Genomic DNA, 12582 nt, shown 5'->3' with positions numbered 1-12582 from the left:
TCAAAAAGCAATGTTTAAAAATTAATAATCCCTATTTTTGAAAACACGACAGGTATGCTACTTAACTATTTACGCCTTTTACTTCTTCCTTTTTCATTAATTTATGGTATGGCCATCACACTTCGTAAAAAACTTTACGACTGGGGGATCATGCGTTCAGTAAAATTCGATTTGCCAGTAATTTGTGTAGGGAATTTAGCAGTTGGTGGTTCGGGGAAAACGCCAACAACCGAATATTTAGTAAAGCTTTTAGCCGATTATAAAATTGCAATTTTAAGTCGTGGATACGGACGAAAAACAAAAGGCTTTGTTTTAGCAGATGCCAGTGCAACTGCAGAAACCATTGGTGATGAGCCACTACAATATTATCAAAAATTTGAAGATGTAACTGTTGCCGTTTGTGAAGATAGAGTTGCGGGAATAGAGAAATTAAAAGAAAACCATGATTTGATTATTCTTGATGATGCCTATCAACACCGGGCAGTACAGGCTGGATTTAATATTTTACTTTTCGAGTTCAGGAAATTGGGAACATTGCAATTCTTGCTTCCGGCAGGAAATTTAAGAGATGTTTTCTCTTCCAGGAAAAGAGCCGATGTATTATTGGTTACCAAATCTCCGGTTCCGCTATTGCATGTGGCGCAGCAAGCCTCGATAAATGAGCTCCAGCCAAACAATACACAAAAGGTTTTGCATTCATATTTAAAGTATGGAGAACTTAAGCATTTATACAACGATGAAAGCCATTCATTAGATTCAATTAAAAATTACCAAATTTTCTTACTTACCGGAATTGCGAATCCTGCTCCACTTATCGAGGAGTTGGAAAAATATTCTAAAACCATCAAACACGAAGAATTTCCAGATCATTATGCATTCAAAATCAACGATATTGAGAAATTTAAATCGGCTTTTGATGCAGAAACGAAAAAAGAAAAAATTATCATCACAACAGAAAAGGATAGCAAACGTTTAAAAGCTGCGGGATTTAAAAATTTACTGATAAATTTACCAGTATATTTTTTACCCATTGAGGTTGATTTATTTGAAGAAGATAAGATTACCTTTGATGAACTTATTTTAAACTATGTTAAGAGCAATAGAAGAAACAGTTGAATATATAAAACGCAAAACCGAAAACTTTAAACCAGAAATAGGCATAATTTTAGGTACAGGCTTGGGTGGCTTAGTTAAAGAAATCGAGATTGAACATCAATTGATGTACTCAAATATTCCAAATTTCCCCATCTCTACATTAGAATTTCATAGCGGAAAATTAATTTTCGGAACATTAAACGGGAAGAAAATTGTGGCCATGCAAGGTCGCTTACACTATTATGAGGGATACAGCATGCAGCAAATCACATTTCCGGTTAGGGTAATGAAAGGTTTGGGCATCGAAAATTTAATCGTTTCAAATGCAGCAGGTTCATTAAATCCGGAATTTAAAAAAGGTGATTTAATGATTATTGAAGACCATATCAATCTTCAACCCGATAATCCGCTACGTGGTTTAATAGAAAGTTCATTGGGTCCTCGTTTTCCAGATATGAGTCAACCTTACAAGCGCTCAATTATTGCAAAAGCTTTAGATATTGCCAAAAAGGTTGATGTTAAATGTCATAAGGGAGTTTATGTTGCGGTTTCCGGTCCGAATTTAGAAACTAAAGCAGAATATAAATATTTGCGCCTTATTGGTGCCGATGCGGTTGGAATGAGTACCGTTCCAGAAGTTATTGTGGCAAACCATGCAGGTTTACCTGTTTTTGCCATTTCGGTTCTAACGGATGAAGGCTTTCCTGAAGATTTACAACCTTTTAATTTAGACGAGATCTTGGAGGCCGCGGCTAAGGCAGAACCAAAAATGACGGAGATTTTAACCCGCTTAATTGCTGAATTATAACATGTATAAGGTTGTTCAAATCTGCTTTTTTATCTTGTTGCTTTCGGGTATTCAAAAATCTTTTGCCCAAGATTTAAAAACAAATATCAACGATAAATCTGAAGCTGACTCCATGAGGAAAAAGCTTGATGCAAAAGATTCTGTTATTTACACAGCAAAATTTATTCGTTTTACTAAACTTGGCTTAAGCAGAGATAGTATTGTTTTATTACCACTTGATACTTCTACCACCAATATTCAAAATTACAGCCCACTTTTACAGCCACAACATCCAACTATAAATAATGGCAATATGGGCTTGGCTGCCCGCCCATTGCTTTACGAGCCTAGTAAAAGAATAGGTTTTGATGCTGGATTCCACTCTTTGGATTATTACGCCTTAACTCCCGAAGATATTATTTATTATCAGGCCCGGTCGCCTTTTACCAGCCTATACTTAATTAGTGCAGGGCAGAAAGAGCAATTATTTAAAGCCACTCACAGTCAGAATATCAAGAAAAACTGGAATGCAGGAGTAAATTTTAATAGAGGAGATTCAAGGGGTTTTTACAGCAGGCAACGTGGTGATAATTTAAACGTTGCTGTTTTTTCCTGGTATCAATCGCCTAGCAAACGTTATAATATGTGGGCATCTGCAATCTTTAATACCATGCGGGCTTACGAGAATGGCTCAACGCTCGACTCAACCATATTTAATGCAGGTTACAATAAAATCAGCAGAGATGCTGAAACCATTAAGTTAACATCGGCCAGAAACCTTTACCGCAAAAATACCGTGTTTTTAAAACAAACCTATTACGTAGGACGGATTGATACATCTGCGAACTTTAACAGTGCTGTTTTACCAACCAACAAAGTAACTTATACGGTAGAATATAACAACGATAGCTACGATTTTGCAAAAAATGAAACCGATACCTATGGCGTTTTGCCTGAAGGTTTTGCCAGTCCTACTTTTACCAACGATTCTACCCATGTTCAGCATGTGAAAAATGAATTTATTTACAGCTTCTTTCTTCGTCCAAAAAACTCAACTGTAATTAAAAATGAATTGAAGGTTGATGCAGGGATTCGCCATGATTATTTTCAGCATAAATATTTGGGAAATAAGGAAGATGGAACTGCGTATGAACAAAGCCAGTTTACTTATCAAAACATTACAGTTTTAGGAGCAGCAGGTTATCGTTTTACTGGCAATATCGATTTGAATTTAGATGTGCAGCAGATACTGCAAGGTGAAAACGCTGGCGATTATTTATATGAAGCGAAAAGTAGAATATTGTTAAGTAAATCGGTTGGAAGAATTGAACTGGGTGCTTATGCGCAAAATCAATCGCCGGCGGCAATATTTAATTATTACCATGGAAACCATTACAGATGGGACAATCAAAATTTTAAGAATACTAAAGTTGCCAATGCATCATTCAATTTCATAAATGATAAATATGGTTTCACGGCTGGAGCCAAATATTTTTTAACCAGCAACTATCTATATTTCGCGGCCGATAACGCTTTTGGAACAACTGCCATAAAACCAGTACAAGAAGGGGAGGACATAAGTTTAATCAGGTTTGATATATCGAAGAAATGGCGCTTTGGTAAATTTGTGTTAGAAAATTACATCGCCTACCAGAAAACGGATAAAAATGCAATTTTAAGAACGCCAGAATTTTATACCTATAATAGCTTTTATTTAGATCAAACTTTTTTCAAAGTATTAAAAGCGAATATTGGTTTTGATGTAAGGTATAATTCTGAATATGCAAATTATTCTTATTCGCCAGCAACGGCACAATTTTATGTAGGTAGCGATCGCGTTTTTAAATCAGAACCTGTTATTGATGTTTATATTAAAGCCAATTTGAAAAGAGCGAATCTATTTATTAAATATGATTATATTAATCAGGGATTATTTTCTCCAGGATATTATACTGTTAACCGTTACCCTATGCAAGATGCGTTGTTGAAATTCGGAGTTAGCTGGAATTTTTACGATTAAGCAAAATTCACATAAAAAAAATGGCGTCTTGATTTTACTCAAGACGCCATTTTTTTACTAGTAAGTTCTAGAATGAATAACCTACAGAGAAACCTAATACGCGGTTTTTAAGTTTGTCATCGTTCGATCTAGCATCTTTTGGTACAAGGTTAGATAAACCCAAACCATAGTTAGCACCAACTGAAATACCAGAATTAAGACGATAAGCTAAACCGAAGTTTGCACCAAAGTCAACGCTACTTAAATCATCGTTGTTTGCACTTCCAAATTCAATATCTCTATCTGAATATGTAGATCCGGCAACAGCATTGTTCGTATAAGTTCCAGTGTATTTGTTTTTACCAGAAATGTTAAAACCAATGTAAGGTCCTGCACTTATTTGAAATGCTCCAGCATCACCTGTCGGGATTCTCACCACAGCATTGATAGGAACTTCGATCGCCATTACATCTTGTTTAAATGTTCCGGTTACCGTTGTTCCAGCAACTGTACCTGTACTTTCCAATTTTGCACCTTTATTTTGTAAGGAAACCGCTGGTTGGATAAAGAAGTTATTTCCAACTGCAAAATCTCCGAAGGCTGTAAAGTTATAGCCCACATTGCTTTTGTAATCTAAATCTCTGGCACCTGTACCACTGTAGCTTGATAAGTTTACACCTGCCTTTAAACCAAATCTTGCATCAGAACCGGTCATTGTTGTTTGTGCAAATGCGCCTGTTGCTAATAATGCGATTGAGGCACTAAATAATAATTTTTTCATGATATTTTCTTTAGGTAAAAGAATCTTGTTTTTAATGTTAATTACAAGCCCTGTTTCCAAAAGCTGTGCCAAAGTATCATGTGTGTTACAGTCTTAGGGTATAAGATATTGGTTTACAGTAGTTTTTTAGTTGATTAAATTGCTTTTTACAGCATTTTACTCATAATTGAAAAATTGTTTTAATTTGTATACAGAACAGGAATATTCGCTTAAAGTCGACAGGTTTTTATAAATCGCTTAGGTTTTTTGCGGCTTCTTCTTCGCTGCTGGAAAAAGGACGTTATTTAAGATCAATCTGTAACCAGCAGAATTTGGGTGAAGGTTTAAATCCGTTGGTGGATCTCCCACGGCATGTTGGTAATCTTCAGGGTCGTGACCACCATAAAAAGTAAATTGTCCTTTGCCGATTTCTCCATGTAAATAACGTACTTCCGCTGCACCTTTGTTTTCACCTAAAACCGTTACGCTTGGTTTTACCACTGATTTTTTGAATGCCGTAGTTTGGCCCATAAAGCCTTTTATCACTTTATCATGATTTTGTGTCAGCATGGTTGGTACTAAATCCCATTTTGCTGAAAAATCGAATAAGGTAAAATAGTCGTTCGATTGGTTTAACGATCTATTACCCGTTACATCAATATCCGAAAATTCGTAATTCATTGGATTATTATCCAGCTTAAAATTTTGGAAAGCCAGGCTTTTATTAAAGTCCAACTTCGATTGTGCATTTGGGTCAGCAGCATCGCCATCAAACATTTGTGCACAGATATCAACGCCTTCAGCAGCTAATGCAATGTCGAAACTATCCGTTCCAGAGCACATGGCAAACATAAAACCACCGCCTGCACAATATTCCTTAATGTGTTTTGCTACTGATAATTTCATTTCCGAAACCTTTTTAAAACCCAGTTTTTTTGCCAGAGCCTCTTGATTCTTTACATCTTCCTGGTACCACGTTGCATATCTAAATGACGACCAAAAACGACCATATTGCCCTGTAAAATCCTCGTGGTGTAGATGTAGCCAATCGTATTTTGTTAATTTATCTTTTAAGATATCGTCATCATAAATTACATCGTACGGAATTTCGGCATAAGTTAAAACGAGCGTAACAGCATCATCCCAAGGCAATTTGCTCTTTGGCGAATAAACTGCGATTTTTGGCGTTTTCTCCAATTTCACCATTTCCATGTTTACCGATGGATCGCTGATTTCATTAAGTAAGTTAACCACTTTTCCATCAGCCATTACTTCGTAAGAAACGCCTCTAATTTTACATTCGTCCTCAACGGTTTTATTGTATTTGATCAGAAAACTTCCTCCTCTATAATTTAAAAGCCAATCTACTTCCACTTGCTTGCTGATGGTCCAATAGGCTATACCGTATGCTTTGAGGTGATTTTTTTGGTCTTCATCCATATAAATTAATAAAGATGAGGCTCGGGTAACAAAGCAACTTATCAGGAAAATGATGAGTATATAATATTTCTTTTTCAAATTGAATGGGTGTAAAACACTAAAATACCTCATTTAAACTGTTTAGAAAAATTTAATGCTGTATGAGTTCTACAAATTTGCTATTTTTGCCCTCTACTTTTAAAACACGAAGTTTTTGAAGCAACAAAAATTTAAAACCAGTACACACAATTGATATGAGTAAAGCAATAATAAAAACTGAAAAAGGAAATATGACTGTTGAGTTCTTTGAACAAGATGCTCCGAAAGCAGTTGCAAACTTTAAAAAATTAGCAAACGAAGGTTTCTATGATGGTGTAACTTTCCACCGAGTAATTCCTGATTTCATGGTTCAAACAGGTTGCCCTAACTCAAAAGATGGTGCAACAGGAATGCCAGGTACAGGCGGTCCGGGTTATAAAATTGATTGTGAATTAACTGGAGAAAACCAATATCACGATCGTGGTGTGTTATCAATGGCTCACGCTGGTCGCAACACTGGTGGATCACAGTTTTTCATCTGCCACAGCAGAACAAATACTGCTCATTTAGATCGCAACCACACTGTTTTTGGTAAAGCAGTTGAAAATGTTGACCTTGTAGACGATATCCGTCAGGGTGATAAAATTTTAGGAATCGAAATTATTGAAGATTAAATTGCGTTGAGCGTTGGGCGATAAGCGTTTAAGTCGCTAAATTCCAACCGCTAACCGCTTAACAAAATACATTATGAATTTAAGAGGAATTGTTGCCGTATCTGGCAGACCAGGTTTATTTAAACTGGTTGGACAAAATAAAGTAGGTTATATTTTAGAGGGTTTAGATGCCCAAAAAACTAAAGTTGTTGCCAATATCACCAATACTAAATTAGCTTCTTTAGAAGATATTACAGTTTATGGCGAGGAAGATGAAATTAAATTAGCAGATATTTTCGCTAAAATTTCAGAAAAAGGATCTACACCTGATGTAAAAAGCGATTTACGCCCTTTCTTTTTAGAAGTAGCACCAGGACATGATCAGGAAAAAGTTTATGCTTCTGATATGAAGAAAATCGTTACCTGGTATAACTTGTTGAAAGATTTGCCTTTATTTACTGAAGATACTCCTGAAACTCCGGGTTCTCCGGCTGAGGTTAAATTGGCTGAAGAAAAAGTTGCTGCTGATAAGAAAACAAAATCTACTGCTACAAAATCAGCAGGAAGTGCAAAAGCAACAACAAAAACATCTGCTCCAGCTAAAAAAGCAAGCATGACAAGTAAAAAAGGCGTTTAAGCTTTTTATAATATTTTGGAAACACCAAGCAATTAGTTTGGTGTTTTTTTATGCTTTTAAAAGAAATAATAAAGAATTACGACAATAATTAACGAGATGATAATACTGATCCATAACATTTTATTGTTGCCACTTTGGTTACTTCTATAACGGTAATTACGTTTATATTTATCTAACATATCTTTTTATTTTATGATGATTTTGGAATGCAGATTCCATATCGTTTATTTGATTCCCATTTACATCATTCCTGTTTCATACTAGGCATGATGATAGGGCTCACCCTTCAAAATGCTAAAGCCCCGGTACAATTGCTCTACAAAAAACAGGCGAATCATCTGATGAGAAAAAGTCATGTCGGATAAGGAAATTAATCCGTTGGCCCGCTTATAAATAGTTTCGTCAAACCCGTAAGGACCGCCAATTATAAAAATTAAATGCTGAATACTTCCAATCATTTGTTTATTTAAATAATTGGAGAACTCTACTGACGAATATTTTTTTCCTTTCTCATCCAACAAAATAACAACATCGCCATTATTAATTTGTTTGTGCAGCAACTCTGCCTCTTTGGCTTTTTGTTGGGCTTCACTCAAATTTTTAACATTTTTCACATCAGGTATTGGCATAAAGGTAAAATTGATATAATGTTTCAACCTACCGATGTATTTGTCGATGCCCTCAATCAAATATTTATCTTCCGTTTTACCAATGGCAATTAAGGTAATCTTCATTTAATATTTTCCTATCTTTAGAATTTTCTGCGATTCAAAGATAATGTTAAAAAACCAAGCACAAATAATATCTGGCTATAGCCAAAAAATTAATGAGGTTACAAGTAAAATTGAACAAACCAAAAAGCTAATCGATCAACTTTCTTTGGTGAGGATAGGATTATTTTTAGCCGAAATTTTATTCTTTATTTTACTGCTAAATTCTGCGGATGATAACGGCAGAACACTTATTCAAATTGCATTATTGCTGCCTGTGTTTGGATTTGTATTTGTGGTGAGAAAACAAGCTAAACTCGATCGCGAAATAGATTATGAAAAACAATTGCTATGGGTTTACCAAAATGAGTGGAACCAACTGAATGGTAAGCCAAATGGTTACGACAGTGGTAAAGAATTTGAATCAGAATCGCACCCATATTCTTCCGATCTGGATATTTTCGGTAATGCTTCTTTATTTGCTTTGATTAACAGGTGTTACACCAAAACTGGCAATGATTTGTTGGCAAAACGTTTGGCGAATAAATCTTTAAAAGAGGAAATTTTATCTCGCCAAGAAGCTGTGAAAGAAATCCAGGAAAAAATCGAAGAAACTTTTTTTTTAAGGGCTAACCTTCATGGTCACGACATTCAAAAAATTGAACAGATAAAAATACAATTGCAAGGAAATTTAGGTTTACAACTTGCATTTGTTCGCAACAAATTCTTGCGATTATATGTTGCCATAGCGCCTTATTTTACTTTGGGCCTGGTTTTAGCAGCCATATTTGTTGGAGGTTTATTTAGTAATGTGTTAGGGCTGTTTGTATTCATTCATCTTGGCATTAATATTTTTTTCAACTCCAAAATAAATTTGGTTTTCTATAGTTTTGGTGGTGGCTCTGGTTTATTAAATAGTTATGCCAAAGCCATAAAATGGACAGAAAATCAGGATTGGAAAAGCCAATATATCACTTGTTTATTTACTTCAAAAATACCAGTAAGCAAAGAAATTGAAACGTTATCTAAAGTAATTCAAAAATTTGATGCCAGACTAAATCTGATCGTTGGTGGCTTTTTAAATGGCTTGTGTCTGTGGGATTTGCAATGTTGCATCAGCTTAGATAAATGGTATCAGTCGTCATCAAAAGATGTAATTACGACTTTAAACCATCTGGGCGATTTTGAAGAATTGATCTCCTTAGCAACATTGGCTCACAATCATCCTGAATGGGTTTATCCTAAAGTTGAAGATGGTTTTCTGCTCACTGCGGTCGAGGTTGGTCATCCATTGATTTCAATTGAAAAAAGAGTGAATAATAATTTTCATCTCGAACAAATGCCAACTGTCGACATTGTAACGGGATCAAATATGGCTGGTAAAAGTACATTTTTAAGAACGCTTGGTATCAACATGGTTTTGGCTTATGCAGGTGCGCCGGTTTGTGCCAAATCATTGCAACTATCTGTCTTCTCCATTAACAGCTATATGCGTATAAAAGATTCGCTAAACGAAAGCACTTCTACATTTAAGGCTGAACTCGATCGTTTAAAAATGATTTTGAACAATATAAAGCATGATAAAAATACTTTTGTTTTAATAGATGAAATGCTGCGTGGAACTAACAGCAAGGATAAATATTTAGGATCGAAGGTGTTTGTAGAAAAGCTGATTACTGAAAAAACTCCAGGTTTATTTGCCACACACGATCTACAGCTTGCAGATTTGCAGCATGATCATCAACAAACATTAAGAAACTTTCACTTTGATATTCAAATTAATAATAGAGAAATGGAGTTTGATTATAAATTGAAACAAGGTCCATGTTCTACATTTAACGCAGCAATCCTTTTAAAGCAAATCGGTTTGAGTTTAAATTAATCTATCGCAATAACGTAACCGATCCGGTGTATTTTACAGCTGTATTATTTAAATGAGTGCCCAAGATTACATAAAAATAAACACCTGTTGGTAACTCACTATTTTTGAAGGTTCCTTTCCAATTATCGAAAATATTATCTGTAAAAAATACCTGGTTTCCGTAACGATTGTAAATCTGAATTCTGTATCGCTTTAGATTCGTTATCCCAACCACAAATTCGTCATTTATGCCATCGCCATTAGGAGAAAATGCATTGGGTGTAAAAATAGACGCTTCTTTCCTTACAATTAAATCACCCTGTGTAGTAGAATTCGAACAGCCATTTTTGGAAAATGCCGTTAACGTAATTCTAAATGTTCCATCAGTTTGATAGGTGTGTATAGGGCTTTTCTCCGTAGAAAATATACCATCACCAAAATCCCATTTAAAGTAATCGCCATATTGTGAGGTGTTGGTAAATATTAATGGAGCTGGAGCAGAAAATTTTACGTTGAAAGATGGTTCAGTGTAAAAGCCTGCAATGGGGATTCTGGTAATAGGTGGAATGATAAGACTCATCGGATCAGAATTACAGGTACCCGATGTTAAAACGATGCGATATTCTCCAGCTTGATTAAAGTTGGTTACAGGGATCTCCACGCTGCTCGTGGTCGCGGTAAAATTATTTGGTCCTGTCCAGGTATAGCTTATATTATTTTGTTGTGGAACAGAAAGTTTTATCACATCATTTAGGCAAAAACCAGGTTGATTAATGGTTATTTCGGGGATTTCTGGTTTTAATTCTACTAAAATTTCTTGTGAGTAAATTGAAGTACATCCGTTAGGTGTTGTAATGGTTAATGTTATTTTTTTTAATCCGGGCGTGTTGTAGGTAATTAATTTACTATAGTTTGCCGCGTCGATATCTGTTTTTACCGAGGAATCGAAATCCCACTTTAAGCCAGTATAATTTTTGGATTCATTGGTAAATGAAAAGCTTTGATTGGATTCGCATTTGTTATTAATAACAATCGAAAATGCTGCTTCAGGTTTTAAATCTACAGATAAAATTTCTAAATTATTTTCTTCGCTAATGCAATCGCCAACTTGAACAAATAATCTGTATTCGCCTACATGCTCGGGCCCAACATTTGAAATGGATGGGTTTTGTTCCAAAGATGTAAAACCATTCGGACCACTCCAATGATAAGTGGCGAGATTTAAGAAAGGAGTTGAAAGTTGTAGTACATCGCCTTGGCACAATGTTACGTCTGATGCAGTGATGATTGGTTTATCTGGCGTTTTGGCAACAATGAAACTTTGTGTAGTAATTACACTGCACCCATTGGTTGCTTTTGCTTCTAAAACCACAACCTTTTCTCCTGGTGTGTTGTATGTAATGGTGTAGGGACCAACACCGTTGGCAGTTGTTAAACTTGCACCTTCTCCAAACGACCATTTAAGTTCAGCATAATTGGAAGCAATTCCATCAAAAATATATGCCTGACTATCTGTACAAGGATTTAGTTTTTGAACTGCGATTTCAGCGCTCGGTCCGGCAAGATCTGCATCTCCGCCAAATTCTAAAGTAAAGCCGTTGTTCCCGCTGGAAAAGTTATCAATCAGGATCGCGTAAGTATGTCCTTCTATTAAATCGACATATTTAACATAGCCATTTTGCCCTGCAGGGCATCCAGACGCTTCAGTCAAATCGGTTTCAGTCATGCTTAGCCCGGTTTTATAATATGTGGGTGTACATTGCACACCACTTCCGGCAGCACAACGAATCGCGTTTGATGCGTTTACCATACTACAATCTCCATTCAGGCCTAAGTCATAAAATATCCAGTCAATATCATTTGTAATTACCGTTGGTGTAATCACAAAAGTAAAAGAGCCTGCCTTTGATGCTTTAAACATATACCAGGCTGAATTTGATTCAGTACCGAGGCACGTGCCAGCCGATTCGTTTCTGTTCGAACCAGTACCTGTAACATTAAGTTGGGTAAAGGTTTCTTTAGAACATAATATCGAAACTGTACCACAATCTTGTCCGGGTTTTAATGGAGGGAAATAATTATCCAAACACAACTTAAATGTTCCAGTTTGATCGCCTTCTGCACTTATACGCACATAATAAACCTGTCCAAGTACTAAGGCTCCTTTATAGAAGGTATTCACATTAGCTGTTGTGGTAGATGTACCAACCATTTCGCTAATTCCGGTGCTGGATGGATCAAAAGTGTATAAAGCAACTAGTGGGTTAACCAATGTATTGCTGCTACTAGAATTTACCCGACCACTTACTGAAATATTAACGTCGTATTTTGTGGCGGTAAATTTAAACCATACATCCTTACCTGTCGAGGACCAATCTGTTGGTTTGTTGTACATGGTACTGGTAGTTGCATCTGTATTGTTATAAGCCGCCTCTTCACTACAGTAACCTGATGTGTTAGCAATATTAATTGCATTAACCAATTCATCGTTAACTGGAGGCGCAAAACTTGCACTTAATTTTGAGCAAAATATGATAGATAATAAGAGAATTAATGAAAAGCGCATAAGTAAAACTATTAAAAAATGTTTTCATTTTGATCACTAAATATTTAATGTTTTGT

Annotated in this window: 10 protein-coding genes; 6 read left to right on the top strand and 4 right to left on the bottom strand. The window is 35.7% G+C overall.

The window, feature by feature from the left end:
* The first annotated feature begins 54 nt into the window (after positions 1–54).
* Genes lpxK through LUA91_RS18180 form a run of 3 tightly spaced genes read left to right on the top strand, consistent with a single transcriptional unit; the run spans position 55 to position 3902 of the window.
* Positions 55–1116 carry a tetraacyldisaccharide 4'-kinase gene (gene lpxK, locus LUA91_RS18190; RefSeq protein WP_231427533.1) on the top strand — a complete coding sequence of 354 codons (1062 nt, stop codon included), beginning with the start codon at positions 55–57 and terminating at the stop codon, positions 1114–1116.
* Complete coding sequence (locus tag LUA91_RS18185; RefSeq protein ID WP_231427532.1) at positions 1088–1903, top strand: purine-nucleoside phosphorylase; 816 nt, start codon at positions 1088–1090, stop codon at positions 1901–1903. Before lpxK ends, LUA91_RS18185 begins: the two co-directional genes overlap by 29 nt.
* Position 1904: 1 nt before the next feature.
* Positions 1905–3902, top strand: a complete 1998-nt coding sequence (locus tag LUA91_RS18180; protein ID WP_231427531.1) for a putative porin — start codon at positions 1905–1907, stop codon at positions 3900–3902.
* A 67-nt stretch (positions 3903–3969) separates the two neighbouring features.
* Here LUA91_RS18180 and LUA91_RS18175 read toward each other — a convergent pair whose 3' ends face one another.
* Both LUA91_RS18175 and LUA91_RS18170 read right to left on the bottom strand, forming a co-directional pair.
* Positions 3970–4662, bottom strand: a complete 693-nt coding sequence (locus LUA91_RS18175; protein WP_231427530.1) for a porin family protein — start codon at positions 4660–4662, stop codon at positions 3970–3972.
* A gap of 237 nt (positions 4663–4899) precedes the next feature.
* Positions 4900–6081 carry an asparagine synthetase B gene (locus tag LUA91_RS18170; protein ID WP_231427529.1) on the bottom strand — a complete coding sequence of 394 codons (1182 nt, stop codon included), beginning with the start codon at positions 6079–6081 and terminating at the stop codon, positions 4900–4902.
* Between the two features lie 233 nt (positions 6082–6314).
* Here LUA91_RS18170 and LUA91_RS18165 point away from each other — a divergent pair, with 233 nt between their 5' ends.
* Positions 6315–6773, top strand: a complete 459-nt coding sequence (locus tag LUA91_RS18165; RefSeq protein WP_010601314.1) for a peptidylprolyl isomerase — start codon at positions 6315–6317, stop codon at positions 6771–6773.
* A gap of 73 nt (positions 6774–6846) precedes the next feature.
* Positions 6847–7389 carry a DUF5606 domain-containing protein gene (locus tag LUA91_RS18160; RefSeq protein ID WP_231427528.1) on the top strand — a complete coding sequence of 181 codons (543 nt, stop codon included), beginning with the start codon at positions 6847–6849 and terminating at the stop codon, positions 7387–7389.
* 260 nt (positions 7390–7649) lie between these two features.
* On the opposite strand, the gene rlmH is transcribed toward LUA91_RS18160, so the two are convergent.
* Positions 7650–8123, bottom strand: coding sequence for a 23S rRNA (pseudouridine(1915)-N(3))-methyltransferase RlmH (gene rlmH, locus LUA91_RS18155; RefSeq protein ID WP_231427527.1), 474 nt, complete (start codon positions 8121–8123; stop codon positions 7650–7652).
* Between the two features lie 43 nt (positions 8124–8166).
* Here rlmH and LUA91_RS18150 point away from each other — a divergent pair, with 43 nt between their 5' ends.
* Positions 8167–9981: a DNA mismatch repair protein MutS gene (locus LUA91_RS18150; RefSeq protein WP_231427526.1), complete on the top strand. Its 1815-nt coding sequence runs from the start codon at positions 8167–8169 to the stop codon at positions 9979–9981.
* 1 nt (position 9982) lies between these two features.
* On the opposite strand, the gene LUA91_RS18145 is transcribed toward LUA91_RS18150, so the two are convergent.
* Positions 9983–12526, bottom strand: coding sequence for a PKD domain-containing protein (locus LUA91_RS18145; RefSeq protein WP_231427525.1), 2544 nt, complete (start codon positions 12524–12526; stop codon positions 9983–9985).
* Positions 12527–12582 lie beyond the last annotated feature (56 nt).

The sequence above is a fragment of the Pedobacter sp. Leaf250 genome (assembly GCF_920984735.1).
Taxonomy (GTDB): domain Bacteria; phylum Bacteroidota; class Bacteroidia; order Sphingobacteriales; family Sphingobacteriaceae; genus Pedobacter.
Note: the sequence above shows the minus strand (reverse complement) of the source record. Positions and strands in the feature narration are given on the sequence as shown.

What these genes read in the sequence shown, in the direction of transcription:
- lpxK (WP_231427533.1), top strand. Translation starts at nt 55, where the DNA reads ATGCTACTTAACTATTTACGCCTTTTACTTCTTCCTTTTTCATTAATT.
- LUA91_RS18185 (WP_231427532.1), top strand. Translation starts at nt 1,088, where the DNA reads ATGTTAAGAGCAATAGAAGAAACAGTTGAATATATAAAACGCAAAACC.
- LUA91_RS18180 (WP_231427531.1), top strand. Translation starts at nt 1,905, where the DNA reads ATGTATAAGGTTGTTCAAATCTGCTTTTTTATCTTGTTGCTTTCGGGT.
- LUA91_RS18175 (WP_231427530.1), bottom strand. Translation starts at nt 4,662, where the DNA reads ATGAAAAAATTATTATTTAGTGCCTCAATCGCATTATTAGCAACAGGC.
- LUA91_RS18170 (WP_231427529.1), bottom strand. Translation starts at nt 6,081, where the DNA reads ATGGATGAAGACCAAAAAAATCACCTCAAAGCATACGGTATAGCCTAT.
- LUA91_RS18165 (WP_010601314.1), top strand. Translation starts at nt 6,315, where the DNA reads ATGAGTAAAGCAATAATAAAAACTGAAAAAGGAAATATGACTGTTGAG.
- LUA91_RS18160 (WP_231427528.1), top strand. Translation starts at nt 6,847, where the DNA reads ATGAATTTAAGAGGAATTGTTGCCGTATCTGGCAGACCAGGTTTATTT.
- rlmH (WP_231427527.1), bottom strand. Translation starts at nt 8,123, where the DNA reads ATGAAGATTACCTTAATTGCCATTGGTAAAACGGAAGATAAATATTTG.
- LUA91_RS18150 (WP_231427526.1), top strand. Translation starts at nt 8,167, where the DNA reads ATGTTAAAAAACCAAGCACAAATAATATCTGGCTATAGCCAAAAAATT.
- LUA91_RS18145 (WP_231427525.1), bottom strand. Translation starts at nt 12,526, where the DNA reads ATGCGCTTTTCATTAATTCTCTTATTATCTATCATATTTTGCTCAAAA.